The organism is Coriobacteriia bacterium, from assembly GCA_013334745.1.
Taxonomy (GTDB): domain Bacteria; phylum Actinomycetota; class Coriobacteriia; order Anaerosomatales; family JAAXUF01; genus JAAXWY01.
Window position 1 is genome coordinate 1 of the sequence record JAAXWY010000017.1, and the last position, 17841, is coordinate 17841.

The 17841-nt window shown below is 64.4% G+C and carries 20 protein-coding genes; all 20 read left to right on the top strand.

All coding sequences use genetic code 11. The annotated features are described in order from the left end of the window. On the top strand, window positions 1-382 hold a 382-nt coding region (locus HGB10_05920; protein NTU71337.1), incomplete at its 5' end, for a bifunctional folylpolyglutamate synthase/dihydrofolate synthase. A gap of 91 nt (window positions 383-473) precedes the next feature. Next, window positions 474-923, top strand: a complete 450-nt coding sequence (locus HGB10_05925; GenBank protein NTU71338.1) for a zinc ribbon domain-containing protein — start codon at window positions 474-476, stop codon at window positions 921-923. Window positions 924-1013: 90 nt separating this feature from the next. Next, window positions 1014-2918 carry a threonine--tRNA ligase gene (gene thrS / locus HGB10_05930; GenBank protein NTU71339.1) on the top strand — a complete coding sequence of 635 codons (1905 nt, stop codon included), beginning with the start codon at window positions 1014-1016 and terminating at the stop codon, window positions 2916-2918. 143 nt (window positions 2919-3061) lie between these two features. Further along, a complete protein-coding gene (locus HGB10_05935; protein NTU71340.1) occupies window positions 3062-4033 on the top strand; it encodes a hypothetical protein in 972 nt (323 codons plus the stop codon). A gap of 171 nt (window positions 4034-4204) precedes the next feature. Continuing rightward, complete coding sequence (locus HGB10_05940) at window positions 4205-4855, top strand: hypothetical protein (GenBank protein ID NTU71341.1); 651 nt, start codon at window positions 4205-4207, stop codon at window positions 4853-4855. After that, window positions 4852-5793, top strand: coding sequence for a 4Fe-4S dicluster domain-containing protein (locus HGB10_05945; GenBank protein ID NTU71342.1), 942 nt, complete (start codon window positions 4852-4854; stop codon window positions 5791-5793). The genes HGB10_05940 and HGB10_05945 overlap by 4 nt, the downstream gene beginning before the upstream one ends. A gap of 6 nt (window positions 5794-5799) precedes the next feature. Then, window positions 5800-7047 (top strand): polysulfide reductase NrfD, encoded by a 1248-nt coding sequence (gene nrfD / locus HGB10_05950; protein ID NTU71343.1) that lies wholly within the window; start codon window positions 5800-5802, stop codon window positions 7045-7047. Beyond that, window positions 7044-8060, top strand: a complete 1017-nt coding sequence (locus HGB10_05955) for a hypothetical protein (protein ID NTU71344.1) — start codon at window positions 7044-7046, stop codon at window positions 8058-8060. The genes nrfD and HGB10_05955 overlap by 4 nt, the downstream gene beginning before the upstream one ends. Then, window positions 8061-8897, top strand: a complete 837-nt coding sequence (locus HGB10_05960) for a hypothetical protein (GenBank protein NTU71345.1) — start codon at window positions 8061-8063, stop codon at window positions 8895-8897. A 36-nt stretch (window positions 8898-8933) separates the two neighbouring features. After that, window positions 8934-9803 carry a hypothetical protein gene (locus tag HGB10_05965; GenBank protein ID NTU71346.1) on the top strand — a complete coding sequence of 290 codons (870 nt, stop codon included), beginning with the start codon at window positions 8934-8936 and terminating at the stop codon, window positions 9801-9803. Window positions 9804-9815: 12 nt separating this feature from the next. Next, window positions 9816-10445, top strand: coding sequence for a hypothetical protein (locus tag HGB10_05970; protein ID NTU71347.1), 630 nt, complete (start codon window positions 9816-9818; stop codon window positions 10443-10445). Window positions 10446-10513: 68 nt separating this feature from the next. Further along, entirely contained in the window at window positions 10514-11200 is a 687-nt protein-coding gene (locus HGB10_05975; protein NTU71348.1) for a response regulator transcription factor, read from the top strand. Between the two features lie 5 nt (window positions 11201-11205). Beyond that, window positions 11206-12963, top strand: coding sequence for a cell wall metabolism sensor histidine kinase WalK (locus tag HGB10_05980; GenBank protein NTU71349.1), 1758 nt, complete (start codon window positions 11206-11208; stop codon window positions 12961-12963). A 135-nt stretch (window positions 12964-13098) separates the two neighbouring features. After that, window positions 13099-13680 (top strand): hypothetical protein, encoded by a 582-nt coding sequence (locus tag HGB10_05985; protein ID NTU71350.1) that lies wholly within the window; start codon window positions 13099-13101, stop codon window positions 13678-13680. A gap of 387 nt (window positions 13681-14067) precedes the next feature. Beyond that, on the top strand, window positions 14068-14661 hold the full coding sequence (locus HGB10_05990) for a translation initiation factor IF-3 (GenBank protein NTU71351.1): 594 nt from the start codon (window positions 14068-14070) through the stop codon (window positions 14659-14661). A 12-nt stretch (window positions 14662-14673) separates the two neighbouring features. Beyond that, a complete protein-coding gene (rpmI, locus tag HGB10_05995) occupies window positions 14674-14871 on the top strand; it encodes a 50S ribosomal protein L35 (GenBank protein ID NTU71352.1) in 198 nt (65 codons plus the stop codon). A gap of 54 nt (window positions 14872-14925) precedes the next feature. Then, window positions 14926-15279 carry a 50S ribosomal protein L20 gene (gene rplT, locus HGB10_06000; protein NTU71353.1) on the top strand — a complete coding sequence of 118 codons (354 nt, stop codon included), beginning with the start codon at window positions 14926-14928 and terminating at the stop codon, window positions 15277-15279. A gap of 213 nt (window positions 15280-15492) precedes the next feature. Then, window positions 15493-15981, top strand: coding sequence for a hypothetical protein (locus HGB10_06005; protein ID NTU71354.1), 489 nt, complete (start codon window positions 15493-15495; stop codon window positions 15979-15981). Then, on the top strand, window positions 15978-16385 hold the full coding sequence (locus HGB10_06010) for a hypothetical protein (protein NTU71355.1): 408 nt from the start codon (window positions 15978-15980) through the stop codon (window positions 16383-16385). The genes HGB10_06005 and HGB10_06010 overlap by 4 nt, the downstream gene beginning before the upstream one ends. 370 nt (window positions 16386-16755) lie before the next feature. Beyond that, window positions 16756-17817, top strand: a complete 1062-nt coding sequence (pheS, locus tag HGB10_06015; protein NTU71356.1) for a phenylalanine--tRNA ligase subunit alpha — start codon at window positions 16756-16758, stop codon at window positions 17815-17817. The last annotated feature ends 24 nt before the right edge of the window (window positions 17818-17841 follow it).

A 17841-nucleotide genomic window follows, 5' to 3' on the forward strand; every position in this document is an offset into this window, starting at 1 on the left:
CGTCGACGGCTCGCACAATCCTCAGGCGGCGGCGGTGCTCGCGGACGCGGTCCGCGAGGCGTTCCCGGATCCTGCGACGCGGCCGCTCGTGCTGCTCGGCATCCTCGCCGACAAGGACGCTTCAGGCATCATCGAGGCGCTTGCGCCGGCCGCGAGTGGATTCGCGGTGACGCGCTCGGAATCGCCGCGGGCCATGGCGGTCGCAGACCTCGCGGCGCTCGTCGAGCGCATCACGGGCACCGCGGTCGTCGGCGCCTTCGACTCAGTCGCGGCCGCACTCGCCGCTCTGCTTCCCACCGCCGGCAACGGGTTCATCGTCACCGGGAGCATCACGACGGCAGGGGAGGCGAGCACTGCCCTGCGCGCGCACGGGTGCACCTGACGCCTGCGACCTGCGGTGCTCGGCGTCCTTCTGCTAGAATCGCGCTGTCGCGCGCACGATTGTGCGGACCGGCCATCACGAAAGGCGACCGATGCTCAACGACCTGCTCGGCCCGATTCTCACCAATCCCGCGTTCGTTCTCGGACGCAACCTGTTCGTGCTCTTCTCGGTCGTCCTCTACGGCGCCATTGTCTTCTGGACGTATCGCGACGCCGAGCGCAGGGGCGCGATGGGCTGGTTCTGGGCGCTCGTGACGCTCATCTTCTTCCCGCTGTTCCCGTATCCGGGCCTCATCATCTACATGATCGCGCGCCCCGCAGAGTCGGTTGACGACGCGCACGAGCGCGAACTTGAGATTCGTGCCAAGGAAGCGGCGCTCTCGCGCGACTACGAGACCTGTCCGGCGTGCTACAAGCCCGTCGAGCATGACTTCCTGCTCTGCCCGTCGTGTATGAAGAAGCTGCGCAAGTCCTGCACGGAATGCGGTCGCGCACTGCGCCTGCCGTGGACCGTGTGCCCGTACTGCAAGACGAAGCAGTAGTCGCTTCGCCGAGAAACCAGGCGACCAGACCCGCCCCGCCGTACGCGGGGCGGTTTCGTTCAGACTAAGGAGCGAGTACCGATGCCCGAGATCACCGTCACTCTGCCGGACGGCACCGCCAAGCCGGTGCCGGAAGGTTCCACCGTTCTCGGAGTCGCCGAGTCCATCGGCGCGCGTCTGGCTGCGGCCTCGGTCGCCGGCAAGATCAACGGCTCGCTCGTCGACGTAAACACGACGGTCAGCGATGGCGACGCCATCGAGTTGATCACCGACCGCTCACCCGAGGCGCTCGAGATCCTGCGCCACTCCGCGGCCCACGTCATGGCCGAGGCGGTCAAGGAGCTCTTCCCGATGGTGCAGTTCGGCATCGGACCTGCCATCGATGACGGCTTCTACTACGACTTCGCCGTCGACAAGCCCTTCACGCCGGAGGACCTTACCGCCATCGAAGAGCGCATGCGCCAGATCATCTCGGAGGAGAAGACCTTCGCGCGCACGGAGATCGATCGCCTCGAAGCGTTCGACGAGTTCGAGGAGCAGGAGCTCAAGCGCGAGCTCATCTCCGAGCTTCCCGAAGGCGAGACCATCTCGATCTACCGCCAGGGAGCATTCACCGACCTCTGCCGAGGCCCGCACGTGCCGGACTCCGGCCGCATCGCGGCATTCAAGCTGATGAAGGTCGCCGGAGCCTACTGGCGCGGCGACTCAACCCGTCCCATGCTCCAGCGCATCTACGGCACCGCGTGGTTCAGCCAGAAGGATCTCGATGCGTATCTGACCCGCCTTGAAGAGGCCGAGAAGCGCGACCACCGCAAGCTCGGCAAGGAGCTCGACCTCTTCAGCTTCCACGAGGTCGCCGGCGCCGGTCTGCCCATCTACCACCCCAAGGGCGCTCGCGTGCTGCGCCTCATGCAGGAGTGGCTGCGCGGCGTGCTCTACGAGCGCGGTTATGAAGAGGCCATCACCCCGCACATCTACAAGACCGACGTCTGGAAGATCAGCGGGCACTACGACTTCTACGGCGAGAACATGTACTTCTTCCAGATCGACGAGGGCGACGGCAAGACCAACGAGTACGCCGTCAAGCCCATGAACTGCCCCGGCCACGTGCTGATCTTCGGCAACGAGGTGCGCAGCTACCGCGACCTGCCCATGCGTATCAGCGAGTTCGGCACCGTGTACCGTCACGAGCTCTCGGGCGTCGTGCACGGTCTCATGCGTGCCCGCGGTTTCACGCAGGACGACGCGCACATCTTCTGCACCGCCGAGCAGGTTCACGACGAGGTCATCGGCATGCTCGACTTCGTCGACTACGTGATGGGCGTCTTCGGCTTCGAGTACTCCGCCGAGGTCTCTACCCGTCCCGAGAAGTCGATCGGCGAAGACAAGGACTGGGAGATCGCGACCAACGCGCTCATCGAGACGCTCACCGAGCGCGGCGTGGACTTCGAGATCAACGAGGGCGACGGCGCGTTCTACGGCCCCAAGATCGACATCAAGCTCAAGGACGCCATCGGCCGCACCTGGCAGTGCTCCACCATCCAGGTCGATTTCAACTTCCCCGCGCGTTTCGGCCTGACCTATCGCACCGCCGACAACACCGAGGCCACTCCGTTCATGTTGCACCGTACGATCCTCGGCTCGATGGAGCGCTTCTTCGGCATCCTCATCGAGCACTACGCCGGAGCGTTCCCCACGTGGCTCGCGCCGATCCAGGCCGTGCTCATCCCCATCTCCGATCGTCACCTCGAGCACACCGAGGCCGTCGCCAAGCGCCTGCGTGCGATGGGCGTGCGCACCGAGGTCTACTCGCAGAACGAGCCGATGCGCGTCAAGATCGCCAAGGCCCAAGAGCAGAAGGTGCCCTACATGCTCGTGCTCGGCGACAAGGAGATCGAGACCGACAGCGTGGGAGTGCGCGAGCGACTCGCCGGTGACATCGGCGCGATGTCCGTCGCCGACTTCGCCGAGAAGGTCGCTGCCGAGCGCCCCTAACGCAACCCTAACAATCTGCGCACCTACGCCAAACCTCGCTGGCTCATACTCTGACCATGGCTGATTCGCCCGAGCGAGACATCACCGACCTCCCGCCGGAATCCGAGCCCGTGCCGTCGAAAGACGCCGGGGGCTCGTCTCGCGTGCGCCGCATCGCACTGTACGTGCTGCTCGGCGTGCTCGCGTTTGTGGCCCTCGTCGGCGTGCTCGACGTCACCACTCGCTCGCCCAAGGTCTGTGCTTCATGTCATGAGATGCAGGCGATGGTCTCGGCGTGGCAGGTGTCGGGCCACTCGGAGGTGCGGTGTTTCTCATGCCACGCACCCGCGAGGCCGTGGTATCTGCTCCCGGTATCGCTCGTCGATCGAGGCGCTCTGCTCGCTCGTGATGTGGGCAGCCACTTCACGGGGAGCTGGGAGAGCTCGGTGGGAGCGATTGCGACCACGACGTCGACGATCGTTCCCGACGAGAACTGCCTTCGCTGTCACGACCCCGAGCGGACCGGAACCTCGCGCTTCGGCGTCCAGGTGCAGCATGCGAAGCACGCCGAGCGCAACAAGTCGTGCACATCGTGCCATCTGTGGACGGCGCACCCGCTACCGAGCGGCGATCGCGACACGCTGATGATGGAGCGCTGCTTCAACTGTCACAGTCTTGACGCAGGCGCCAAAGCGCCCGGCCGCTGCGACGTGTGCCACCTCAAAGGGCTCGACCTGCACCCCGATTCACACAAACAAGGCGAGTGGCTCAAGCGCCACGGCAACGTCTATCTCGGCGACAAGCGGCAGTGCGTCATGTGCCACCGTCAGCCGTTCTGCGACGCCTGTCACGGACTGAAGATGCCGCACCCCGGTGACTGGGTGCAGGGCGAGAACCTGCACGCGGAGACAGCGTCACGCGACCGCAAGGTGTGCGAGCAGTGCCACGTGGGGGAGACGAACCTGTGCACCATGTGCCACCACAAGGGATACGACGACAAGTCGGGTCCGTGGGTCGGCGTGCACTTCAACATGGTGCGCAAGACCGGCTCGGCGTTTTGCATGCAGTGCCACAAGGGGTCGTACTGCGTCGACTGCCATAGGGCCCGCGGGGGATCCGGACCACTCGACCTGTAGGTCGGATGCCGCCGTTCGCGGGGCTATCGGGCCGCTCGCCCGCGGCGTTCACACAATCCTAACAATACGGCAATCACCTGCGAATCTGCCTCTGGTGCCGCAGATTGATAGTCTCGCTAGGGTCACTGTGTCCGGCGTCGTCGTAAGGTGGTGTGAGCCATAAATGCGACCGTGTTCGATAGGCTGATGAGGCGGGGGCTGATCGTGTTGTCGGCTCTCGCGGTCTGTCTGCTGGCGATCACCGCGACCGCGTTCGCGGGTCAGGCCTCAAGCGGCGAACTCCTCTTCTACCCGTGCTCGAGCTGTCACCCCGTGACGGAGGGTTCGGGCAAGAAGCTGCCCAACGACTTCAAGGGTCACGAGATCGTGCTCGAGGGTCACGACAAGCTCGGCGTGGGCGACGCGGCATGTCTCGCGTGCCACGACGATCCTGCCAAGGACCCCGCCAAGCTCAAGCTCGCGAACGGTTCACTCATCGACATCAAGGGCGACGTCGCCCAGGTCTGTTACCGGTGCCACTCCGCCAAGTACAAGGAGTTCGTGGCCGGCACCCACGGCAAGCACAAGGAGAGTTGTGTCGCTGCCGGCTGCCACGACCCGCACACGCCGCAGATGATCTACGCCGGCCCGCTGCTTCCGTTCGTGGGGAGTGGTTTTCAGTTCAGGGCACTCGCGGGACGCATGCCGTTCATGCCTCTCGCCGGCCCCGCACCCGATCCCGCTGTGGCGACCCCTTGGTGGTACACGGGAGTGGCAGTCATCGGCGCGATCGTCGGCGCCGCACTCGCGGGTACCCTGTTGTACGGAAGGTGGCAGCGATGAGCCAGGACAAAGACCGCGCGCTGAAGCAGGCCGCGGATCTCGAGGAGCACCCGGATGCGCCTTCCACGACGGTTTCGCGTCGGCGCTTCCTTCAGGGGCTCGGGTTTGCCGCAGGTGTGACTGCCGCAGGAGTCATTCCCGCGCTCATCACCGCTGCGCCGAGCGCCGGCAACGAGTCTGAGGCCGCCGAGTCCGGATCGGGGGCCCCCGGTGGCGAGGAGAACCCGCTCGCTGAGATCATCGAGAACGACAAGCCCGTCAACTACCCCGGCAAGCCGGTCAAGTACGCCGATCCGGCCGGGGATCAGAAGTGGGCGATGGTCATCGACGTCAAGGCGTGCGTCGGGTGCCGCAAGTGTGCCTACGCGTGCGTCAAGGAGAACAACATCGGCCGGACATCCGGCTTCACCTACATCCAGCTCCTTGAGATGGAACCGGGTGAGATCAACCTCGAGACCGCGAATGCGAACTACACCGAGGGCGGCCGGGCCGACAAATGGTACCTCCCGGTTCAGTGCATGCACTGCGCCAAGCCCACATGCGTGTACGGCTGCCCGGTCAAGGCGACCTGGCGCGAGCCCGACGGAATCGTGGTTATCGACTACGACAAGTGCATCGCATGTCGCAACTGCATGATCACGTGCCCGTACTACGCGAGGCATTTCAACTGGGTCGAGCCCGAGGTTCCCAAGAACGAGATCAACCCGAAGGTCCCGCTCGAGGAGAAGGCCGCGGTCGTCGAGAAGTGCACGTTCTGCATCCAGCGCACCCGACACGGTCAGACGACCGCCTGCACCGAGGCCTGTCCGGTCGGGGCGCGAACATTCGGCGACCTGAACGACCCCAATAGCGATGTCTCGATCATTCTCAAGACGCGTCGCGCGTTCCGCCTGAAAGAAGAGCTCGGTTCCGAGCCGGTCATCTGGTACGTGGGGTGATACGACGTGACTGAGACGACAGCACACAAGCCTGGCGTGAAGCGGTTCATCGGAATCGACTGGGATCTCGGCGCGCTACGCAGCGCAAGCCCGCGGTTCTGGCTCTGGGTCGCGTTTCTCGGCACATTCGTGGTCGTCGGCGTGGCGGCCTGGGGGGCGTTCATCACCCAGGGCGGCGTCGTCATGGCGCAGCGTGACGGAAGTCCGTGGGGACTGTGGTTCACCAACTACATGTACTACGTCGGGCTGGCCGCAGGTGGCCTGGTCGTCTACGCGAGCGTCCATCTCTTCGGCGCCGAGCAGTACCGGCCGCTGTCTCGAATCGCGGTGCTCCAGGCCGGCGTGTTCACAATGCTCGCGTTGCTCGGCGTCGTCAGCGACTTCGAGCAGCCGATTCGCCTGCTCAACATGGTGATCTCGCCAAACCCGACAGCGCCGTTCGTCTACACCGGCACCGCAGCGGGTCTCTATATGGTGCTGTGCTTCGTCGACCTGTGGATCATGCTCACCGGAACCGGCGGGGAGAAGCTCGCGTTCACGATGACTCTCATCGCGCTGCCGGCAGCCATCTATCTGCACACGACGACGGCGTTCGTGCTCGCGCTCAACAAGTCCCGGGAGCTGTGGCACTCGGCGGTCATGGTGCCGATCTTCCTGACATCGGCCACTGCGTCCGGCATCGCAGTGCTGTTCATATTCGCCTACATCTTCATGCGCGTGACGAACGTGCGCTTCAAGCCGAGCATGTTCAGAAGCCTCGCCACGCTCTTGGCGACTGTCATCATCATCGACCTGTTCCTGCTCTCCGTTGAGGTGCTCTGGACGTTTTGGCCGACGTCGGCCATTCCGGGCGAGACGAGTCGTCTCATCGAGTTCGTCGCGGGCAGGTATGCGCCGTTCTTCCTGCCGATCTTCGTCCTCGGATTCACGGCGTTCGGGTTGCTCGCGAATCGCAAGTTGAGGCACCTGCCGGCGATTCAGATCACCGCGTCGATCCTCTACATCATCGCCATCTTCCTGAAGCGCTACTCGCTGATGGCCATGGGTTTCTCGCTCACGCCGCTGGGTCAGCCGACCAAGATCTACTTCCCGAGTTTGGTCGAGACCGGAATCGCACTGGGGATACTCGCGTTCGGGATCCTCTTCGTGACGATCTGCGTCAAGATCATGCCCCTCGAGGTTCCCAAGGAGGAACTCGAGGCCCACCACGGCCACGGGCATGCGTCGCTGGATGAGGCGGAGGTGGCGGCGTGAGCAACGAGACTCCGAAGTCCGCTTCACCCCTGGGCGAGCTCCCAAAGCCGGCGACGATTGCGGTCATCGTGGTGGTTGCCGTGCTCGTCATAGCGATCGCGGTCGCCGTGGTTGCCACCGCGCGTGCCACGTACTTCTCCGGGTACCCCGGCCTCAAGCGAAACTACGACGCGCTCCAGACGTCGGTTCACCAGGGAATGTCGTGCACTCAGTGCCACTCCGACGACAGAGGTGTGGTTGTCCATCAGATCGCGCTCGTCGGCGAGTTCTACTACCGACTCGTGAAGAAGCCGCGGGATCCCCGATTCATCAAGATCGGCCCGCCGAAGAACGACGCCTGTCTCGAGTGCCATCTCGAGGACTGGAGCGATGACGCCAAGAAGACGACCAAGGTCCCTCATCCTGCGCACCTGCGTGTCTCCGAGGAAACGAGGGAGTGCGTCAAGTGCCACAAGTGGACGGCGCACGAAGAGGCGTACATGGAGAAGCACACGTCGATGCCGTTCAGCACCGTGTGCGCGTCGTTCGAGTGTCACGTCGGATTCAAGCAGGCCGATGACTGCAAGAACTGCCACCACATCCTCCAGGAGGCCAAGGGCTCGTGGAAGGAGATCCACCCCGAGACCGTCCGTGAGGCCGGCCCGAACGGCTGTCTGGAGTCGTGTCACACCTCCGATCAGTGCCGGATGTGTCACACCACCGGTAAGCGCCCCGAATTCGCGAACATGTCGATCCAGAGCGGCCTGAAGGCCATCGAGCAGGCGCACGTTAAGGCCGACTGGCTCTCGCAGCACGGCACGATGGCGCTGCAGGATCAGTCGAAGTGCCTGCTGTGCCACGTGTCGGAGGGCGAGTGTCAGGACTGTCACTCGAAGCGTCCCGCATTCCACGGTCCCGAAGAGTCGTGGCTCGGAAAGCACAAGGACCTCGCGAAGGACAAGCGGCGCTGCCTGACCTGCCACAAGGAGCCGTGGTGCAACGAGTGCCACGACCAGTTCAAGGAGATGCGGTAGGTGGCGCGCGAGACCGACACGAACCTCGACGAACCCGTCGTGTCAGAAGGGCAGGCCAAGCGCGGCCGGTGGGTGCGAACCGTCCTACTGGTCGGCATTCCGCTGGCGCTTGTCGTCCTCATCGGGCTGCCCATCTTCTCCACGCTCCAGCCCGGCTACTACGAGCGCTATCCCGACATGCACGTCCGCATGGACAACTGGAGGGCCTCGACGCATGCGCGTGTCGGCTGTATCGGGTGCCACGTCAATCCGGGCGTCAAGGGTATTGCCACGTATGCCGCGCGCTCGATTCCCGACTTCTACGCGCAGCTGATCTTCGGTCCGCACGAGACGAACCTTCTTACGCCTCCCGACAAGACCGCGTGTCAGAAGTGCCACACCGGATTCCGGCAGGTGTCGCCGGCGGGGGACCTGCTGATCCCACACAGGGCTCACGTCCAAGTCCTCAACGTCAACTGCGTGGTCTGTCACAAGGATCTCGTGCACTCGGCCAACGACCAGGGCTTCAACCGACCTGAGATGAGCACCTGTCTCGATCTATGCCATGACGGAGTCAAGGCGTCGAACACGTGCACCGACTGCCACACGCGTAAGCAGACCCCGGAAACCCACTCCCGGCCCGACTGGCTGAAGATTCACAGTGAGCAGGCGGCGACCGAGAAGTGCGGAGAGTGCCACGCCTATACGCCTGACTTCTGCGCCGACTGTCACAAGAAGCGTCCGGCCTCGCACAAGGGCAACTGGAAGAAGGATCACCAGTTCCGGGCCAAGCAGCTCGGTAAGGGTTGCCTGGTGTGCCACGGCGGCGAGAAGTTCTGCAAGAAGTGCCACGACTGATGATTCGCATGCGAACGCTCACTTGGAGGACCGAACGTGTCTGACGAGAACCCACAGAAGCGCAGCTGGCGCGAGCGGCTCGGCAATGTCACGCCCGAGCGCCGCAAGCTGATCGTGCGCGTTGCTGTCGTGGTCGTACTGGTCACGGCACTCGCGATCGTTCCCGCGTACGTGGCGACCCGCCCGCAGTTCATGCAGCGCTATGGTGGCATGTCGAAGCAGTACACCGCGTGGACGGAGTCCGTACACGCGCAGGTCGCTTGCCAGAGCTGTCACGTTCCTCCGGGTCGCGTCGCTCAGGGCGTGTACACAACGCGGATGCTCGGGGAGTTCTACCTCTCGCTGGTGATGCCTTCGCGGCAGCCGGCGCTGTTCAAGACCCCCACGAACGCCGCATGTCAGAGCTGCCACATCGACCTGCGGACGGTCTCACCCTCGGGAGATCTCAATATCCCTCATCGCGCACACGTCTCGGTGCTGAAGCTCAACTGCGTGCAGTGTCACGACTACCTCGTGCATGAGAAGAACCCGGAAGGGACGCACACGCCCCGCATGGAGACGTGTCTGAAGTGCCACGATGGGGTGAAGGCGAAGAACGCGTGCTCCGCCTGCCATACGAACAAGAGTGTCCCCGAGAGTCACAAAGCCGCCGACTGGCTCGTCGTGCATGCATCGAAGCAGAAGCAGATCGACTGCGCTGAATGCCACAAGTGGACCGAGAACTGGTGTGCGGAGTGCCACCAGCGCCGTCCGGCGTCGCATGGCAAGCGCTGGCGCACCGTGCACCGTGCGGCAGTTGATAAGCGCCGCAACTGTGAGGTCTGTCATGAAGGTGCATTCTGCGTCCGATGTCATGGAGAGGTGCCGAAGAGCAACTTCGATCCGGCGCTGACGATTGTCCAATAGGGGGCCGGCGAGGTGACCGACGAGTTCGACGGCGATCACCACGACTACGGCGGGCCGGTGCCCGGCCCGAAGCGCCCCCTTCGCCCCCGGCGCTGGTTTTGGATGGTCTTCATCGGCGCGCTGCTCGTGGGCTTCGGAGTCCCGGTCGCGCTGACGTACTCGCCTCAGGCGTGCCACTCGTGTCACGAGATGGACGAGTATTACGAGAGTTGGAGCGTCTCGTCACATCGTGCGGCAGCACCCACTTGCCTCTCATGTCATGCGAGGCCCGGAATCACCGGACTTGTCGTCTACGAGCTTGGCTTCTGGCGTGAGATCGCCGCGTCGGTTTCGGGGCGTCCCCTCGACTCATCGGGTTCGGCCGCGCTCGACGTCGCGTCCTGCGAGCGCACGGGATGCCATTCGATGAACCGACAGGCCTCCAACTCGGGCAATCTGCGAATCAACCATCGCTTGCACGTATCAGAGCAGAGGATCCCGTGCTCCACGTGCCACGCCGGTGCCGTACACAAGGGCGTGCACGGTCGCGAGATCCTGCCTGGGATGGGCGTATGCGAGGAGTGTCATCGGGACAAGCTTGCTGACTGCGGGTACTGCCACGTGGGCACTGCGTTCCGGGCTACGGGAGCGGCGCATCCGTAGAGCCCTCGGCAAGGCGGCCGAGTATAGGTATTCTCAGACGAGAACGAGAGCAACCATCGGGGAGTGACATGGCTGTCGAACGGATTCTGGTCGTCGATGACGAGGAGTCGATCCTCAAGGTCGTTGACTACGCGCTCTCTCAGGCCGGCTATGAGGTTCATACAGCGGGCGACGCGGCCGGCGGGGAGTTCATCTTCTCGCAAGTCAAGCCCGACCTCGTCATCTTGGACGTCATGCTCCCTGGCAAGTCAGGACTCGACATCGCTCGCGATCTTCGCGCCGAGTCCAACGTTCCGATCATCATGCTCTCGGCGCGCGGGGACGAGGTCGACCGGATTCTCGGGCTCGAGTTCGGTGCCGACGACTACGTGACCAAGCCGTTCTCGCCGCGCGAGCTCGTGAGCAGGGTCAAGGCCATACTCCGCCGGGCAAGCAGCGCTCCGGACGAGAAGGCCAGCATTCTCGTGGGCGAGTTGCAGGTCGATACACTCTCACGGCAGGTGAAGCTGCGCGAAGAAGCGGTTCACCTGACGAGTTCCGAGTACGGCATCCTGCTGCATCTCGCTCGTCATCCCGGCACCGCATTCTCTCGGCAGGCGATCCTGACCGCTCTGTGGGACGAGTCGCCGGTAGGGGATGAGCGGGCCATCGACGTCCACATCCACAACATTCGCGAGAAGATCGAGGTCGATCCCAAGAATCCCGAGTACATCCTCACCGTGCGTGGGTTCGGCTACCGCCTGAGGGAGTCGTAGGCCCTGTGGCCAAGCGCGTCAGGGCATCCTTCCGCTTCTGGCAGACCGAGCTGTTCATCGTCGTCATCGTCGTTGCGATCCTCATCCTGTCCGGGTCACTGTCCGTCGGTCTGAAGAACACGCTCACCGAGATGGGCAAGACCAACGAGCTGCGCAACGCGTCCTCGCTCGCGCAGCGGCTCGAACCCGACTTTCCCGTCACCGTCGAGAGTCTGGACCGCATTCGAGCCAGCGTGGCGGAGTACCGCAGCATCTACGACGCGGGCATCTGGGTGTATGACAAGGGCGGACTGCTGCTCGACTCCTCCTACGACACCAGCCCGTCTCCCGAGGCGCTCGACGTCGCGAGGATCGCGGGACTCGCGGATGTGGCGCCGTACGCAACGATGGACCTCAAGCCGGGCGGAATGGTGGTCGCCTCGCGCGTCATTCGAGGCCCTGCCGATGCACGCGAGGGTGTCGTGGTCACTGCGAGTTCGGTGGACAGTTCGCTGGCCATTCTCGGGGCAGTGCGTTCGCGGCTGTGGATCACCTTCTGGATCTCGCTCGTCATCGCCGGTCTGCTCGGCTTCACGTTCTCCGAGCTCATCAGCCGTCGGGTGCGTGCGATGTCGAAAGCGGCTGTCGCCATCGCTGCGGGCGACTTCGAGCAGCGCCTGCCCACCGGAGTTGCGCCCGACGAGATCTACGACCTCGCGGTCTCCTACAACCAGATGGCCGCGAAGCTCGGGGAGGCGTTCTCGGCGCTCAAGGAGCGGGAGCGCGAGATCGCAGCGGTCGTCGAGTCGATGGCCGAGGGCGTGGTCGCGTTTAACGCCGAGGGGACGGTGCGCGTCATCAACCCCGAAGCGGTCGCGCTTCTCGGCTTGCCGGACCGTCCGCTTGGCGAACCCGCCACCGCACTCACCGATGATCCGGCGGTGCTCGAGATCGTCGATGCGAGCCTAGGCGGCGCGGGGGCGGCAGCGACAGTGTGTCTTGGGGAGTTGACGGTGCTGCTGCACGGCGCCCCGCTTCTCGATGCGGATGGGTCGGTGGACGGAGCGGTGCTGCTGCTCTCCGACGTCACCGAGCGCCAGCGGGTCGAGGACGCCCAGCGCAGGTTCGTCGCCGACGCCAGCCACGAGATGCGTACGCCGATAGCAGCGCTCAAGGGCATTCTTGAGCTCCTCTCCGACGGCGCCAAGGACGACCCCGAAGTGCGCGACGACTTCATTCAGACCATGCATGCCGAGGTCGACAGACTCGGCCGACTCGTGGCAGACCTGCTCACGCTCGCGCAGCTCGAGGCCGGAAGCCTTGAGCCGGCGATGTCGCCGGTGCCGGTCGCATCGCTGTTCGGCGACGTCTGCGGCGTCATGGGCAACCTCGCCGAGCGTGCCGGGGTCAAGCTGTCGCTGGAGGCGCAGGGTGATCTTGAAGTTCTCGCCGACCGTGATCGCATCGTCCAGGTCCTGCTCGGCTTCGTGGACAATGCGCTCAAGCACTCGCCCAGTGGGTCGGTGGTACACCTGCGCGCGGAGCTTGTCGGCGGAGCTGTCCGACTCGCGGTCGCCGACGAGGGCACAGGCATCTCTGCCGATGAGATCTCGCAGGTGTTCGATCGGTTCTACCGGGCGGACAAGGCGCGCGCCGGCGGCCGCGGAGCCGGACTCGGGCTGGCGATAGCCAAGGAGATCGTCGAGTTCCACGGCTCGACCATTACGGTCGAGTCCGCGCCGGGCACGGGGACCACATTCGGGTTCGACTTGCCGCTCGCCTAGCGTGATCCCCCGCACACACAACCCTAACGTTTCCGAAATCCCCCACGAACCACCCCGGTCGTGCGTGGGTCGATACTCCACCTATCGGAACTGACGCGAGCGAGGCTCGCGCCGAGTGTGTGGAAGGAGACGAAGATGTCGCTCATTCTCGTAGCAGTGCTGGTCATCGGAGGACTGGTCGGTGCGGCGGCTATCGTCGTCGGCGTTCCCGCTGTGCTCGGCCTTATCGCATTTGACGCGGTCTCGACTCGCAAGGACTCGCGTGACGCTTCGCCGGCCACCGCGACCCCAAACATGGAGCGCGTCTCCATCGAGCGCGGCTTTGCACGCGCGTTCGTGATTGCAGGCGGGGCGTTCTGGGCCATCGCGATCTTCGCTGGCATGTACACGTTCCGTCGCGTAGACGTCGTCTACGCGGTGCTGGCAGCGTTCTTCCCGCTCGTCGCGGTGCTCGTGACCCTGGTCGTCGGCTGGTACTACGAGCGTGTTGCCGCAGCGATGCTGACCGCTGCTTCGCTGGCCGTCGTGGCATGGGGAGTCATCTATCAGTTCGAGATCGGTGTGTGGATGCTCGTCACACTCGCGCTCATCGGTCCGATGCTGACCGCTGCAAGCCTGTTCTGGGCGGCCCGACGCGAGCAGGATGCGTTCGAGCTGGCCCTGTCCCGCCGGCCCGAGCTCGCGGCGATCTCGTCGCGCAAGTCTGACGCGCTGTAGCATCGGTACCTCACACGAACACCCGAGGGTCGCACTCGCGGCCCTCGGTTTCGTTTGGGCGGCATCATCTGGGGCCTGCTCCGGCGCTCGCCGAACCGATGCTGGACATGCCCCTGCGGGGGCGGCTATACTTCGCGAGCTAATCGAATACCGCTCACAAGCGGGACCCCGCCCACCCGGGCGCGACTGGTCCCCACCCTTCGGCGCCGGATGCGCAGCTGACTGGTCGATGCGAACGTACGAGTGACTCGGCGGGGCCCTGTGCCCGGCGATCGATTCCTCGGCGTTGTGTCTCCCGTCGGCCGAACCATCAGGCCACGGGAGTTTCTTGTTTCACAGGACTACACAGGGTCCGTCCGATACGGACCCGACGACGACGGAGGTGAGCTGCCTATCAGCAGCAGCACGGAACCTAGGATCAACGAGCGCATCCGCACGCCGCGTGTGCGACTGATCGGCGTCGACGGCAGCCAGCTTGGCATCTTCGCCATCGCAGATGCGCAGCGCATCGCCGACGAGCAGGACTTCGATCTCGTCGAGATCGCCCCGCTCGCTGATCCGCCGGTCTGCCGAATCATGGACTACGGCAAGTTCAAGTACGAGCAGACCCAGAAGGAGAAGCTCGCACGCAAGCACCAGACCAAGGTCGAGATCAAAGAGATCAAGTTCCGACCGAAGATCGACAAGCACGACTACGAGACCAAGAAGAAGCACGTCATGCGATTCTTGGCGGCAAATGCCAAGGTCAAGGTCACGATCATGTTCCGCGGTCGTGAGATGGCGCATCCGGAGCTTGGTCTCAACATCCTTGAGAAGCTGGCAGGTGAGCTCGGTGAGGACGCCATCATCGAGACCCAGCCCAAGCTCGAGGGACGCAACATGCACATGCTCCTGGCTCCCGTGAAGAAGAAGGAAGTCAAGGAGAGCGACACCCCGACCGACGAGACCGCAGGCGACGTGCCTGCCGAGAACGAAGACTAGGAGGCAGCGCACATGCCGAAGATGAAGACTCACAAGGGTACCGCCAAGCGGTTCCGCGTCACCGGCTCGGGCAAGATCATGCGCGGCAAGGCGTTCAAGAGCCACATCCTCGAGAAGAAGTCGCCGAAGCGTAAGCGCGGTTTCCGCCAGGAGACGGCCATATCGCCGGCCGACGCCAATGTCATCAAGAAGGGTCTGGGCATCGGCTAGGCCGAACCGCCCCCGATTCCCCTCGACCACAAGACCTCAAGGAGTGATTGATCCATGCCTCGCGTGAAGCGCGCCGTATCGGCAAAGAAGAAGCGTCGCACAGTCCTGTCTCGTGCCAAGGGCTACTACGGCAATAAGAGCCGTAGTTACCGCTCGGCCAAGGAGCAGACTCAGCATTCGCTGCAGTACGTATATCGTGACCGCCGCAACAAGAAGCGTGAGATCCGCCGCCTGTGGATCACCCGCATCAACGCCGGTGCCCGCCTCAATGGCGTTTCGTACTCGGTGTTCATGAATGGCCTGAAGAAGGCCGGTATCACCCTCGACCGCAAGGTGCTCTCGGATATGGCTATCAACGACGCCGCCGCGTTCGCCAAGCTCGTCGAGCTTGCGAAGGCCGCCGTCTAGGTCTTCAACAAAGAGAACTCAATCGGAGCCCTGCTGCGTATTCGCAGCGGGGCTCCGTTGCATTCAGGGCCGCCGATCCCGCGGGTTTGGATTCCGGTTAGCCGCGGTTTGGTCTCGTCGGCAACGATGTGTCAGGACGGCGAGGCGCCCGTCGTTCGCCACTACTGACCCGTGCCGTTCCCCCTCGGCGACACGACCAATCGAGGAGGAATCATGTTCAAACGAGCTCTGTTCGCAGCAATCGGGGCGACCACTGCGCTGGCGGTCGGCGCCGCTGGTGCCTACTTCACCGCACAGGTGCAAGTACCTGACTCCGTGATCCGTGCCGGCTCCGTCGCCATTTCGACCCTGCCCACCTCGTCTCCGCTCGCGGTGGAGGCGCTCGCGCCGGGCACGACCGAAGTGCGTCCCATGGCCGTCGTCAACGATGGCGCCATCGCGTCCGATGTCATCGTCACCGCGAAGAAGTCGGCCGGTATCACGGAGTTCTACGACGCGCTCGACTGCACTGTCACCTGCGGTGGAACGCCGCTGTACGCAGGCGATCTGGCGGCCCTTCGCACGCTCCCGCTCAGGCTCTCTCCCGGCGCACGGGGTGAGCTGCGGTTCGAGGTTGGGCTTCCGGCGTCTGTGGGCAACTCCTTGGCCGAGGACTACGCGAAGGTGTCGCTGTACGTCGACGCCGAGCAGGCGCACGAGTGAGACCGGGCCTGCTTCGCGGCCTGCAAGCACTGGTGCTGGTCGCGTTGGTGCTCGGAATCGTCTTCGCGGCTCGGATACTGTGGCTTCCGGTACGGGTCGCCGGGGGGTCGATGAGCCCAGCGCTGCTTCCCGGCGACCTGGCCGTGGTGGACCGCAGGGCAAGTGTGGTCTCGGGCTCGATAGCGCTGCTGCGCTCCGATCGGCATGGTCTCGTGCTGCATCGCGTCCTCGAGCGATTCCCGGACGGTGCCGTGCGAACGCGGGGTGACGCCAATCCGGTTGAGGACTTCCGTGCGACACCGGCAACCGGGGTCGTAGGTCCCGTTGTACTCGTCGTGCCGTTTGGGGTGGTGCTGCAACGGTGGCGGGGGAGTGGTTCGTGCGCTACCATGACGGCTCAATAGAACAACGCTAGGCGACGACGGAGACGACGCGTTTCACACGTGCCGACCGACCAGGGAAGGGCCCTCTGTGACTGGAAGGGGCCGTACAGTTGGCGGAAGCGCGGTTCCCTCCACCAGCCGCGACCTGAACGCCCGTGCGCGTGGGCAACTAGGGAAGTCGGATCCTCCGATATCGGGACAGGGCGGATGTGGGGCCGCTACACGCGAGGCGCGAAAACGCGACGCGAACGAGTGGGTGGATGCAATCGCGTCCGCCAACCGAGGTGGTACCGCGGGAGCCGGCTCCCGTCCTTGGATGCAGTACGGGTCCTGGGCGGAGACCGGCTCCCTCTTTCTGTTCGTCTAGTCCGATGGAAGGTGCGACTCGACCATGAGCATCACCGATCAGCTCATAACCCTGCGAGACGAGGGCCTTGCCCAGATCGCGGCGGCTGGGGACCTCGCGGCCCTTGAGTCCGTGCGCGTCTCGGTTCTCGGCAAGAAGGGTTCGCTCACGGGCATCCTCCGATCGCTGGGTACGCTTTCAGCCGAGGAGCGTCCGGCGGCCGGCAAGGTCTCGAATGAAGTGCGCGTGGCGCTGGAGTCGGCGCTCGAGGCGCGACACAGCGCTTTGGCCGCCGCCGCCCTCGAGGCGCAGATCGACGCCGGCGCGCTCGATGTGACGCTTCCAGGCCGGGCGCGACCCATCGGACGCCGACACCTCATTGAGCAGATTCGGGCAGAGATCGTGGAGGTGTTTCTCGGCCTGGGCTATCGCATCGCCGAGGGCCCCGAGGTGGAACTGGACTACTACAACTTCACCGCGCTCAATCAGCCACCCGACCATCCGGCGCGCAGCCTGCAGGACACGTTCTACGTTCGCGACCTCTCGGGAGAGCAAGCGGCGGTCGAGGGCGAGAGCGACGTTCTGCTGCGCACGCATACCAGCCCGGTCCAGATGCGTGTGATGGAGAGCCAGGAGCCGCCCATCTACGTGCTCGCGCCGGGCAAGGTCTATCGGCGCGACGTCGCGGACCCGAGCCACCTCCCGCAGTTCACCCAGATCGAGGGCCTTGTCGTCGACGAAAACATCACCTTTGGCGATTTGAAGGGCACGCTCGATCACGTGTGCAAGGCCATCTTCGGTCCCGACCGCAAGACCCGCTTCCGTCCCCACTTCTTCCCGTTCACGGAGCCCAGCGCTGAGGTCGACGTGAGCTGCGGTATCTGCGGTGGCGAAGGCTGTCGGTTCTGCAAGGGCACGGGCTGGCTTGAGATTCTCGGCTGCGGCATGGTCGACCCGAATGTGTTCGGTTACGCGGGCATCGATCCCGAGCGCTACAGCGGCTTCGCGTTCGGCCTCGGCGTCGAGCGCATCGCCGCTCTGAAGTACAACGTGCCCGATCTGCGCATGCTGCTCGAGGGTGATATGCGCTTCCTGAGGCAGTTCTAGACACTCCACTCCGCGGCAGGACGC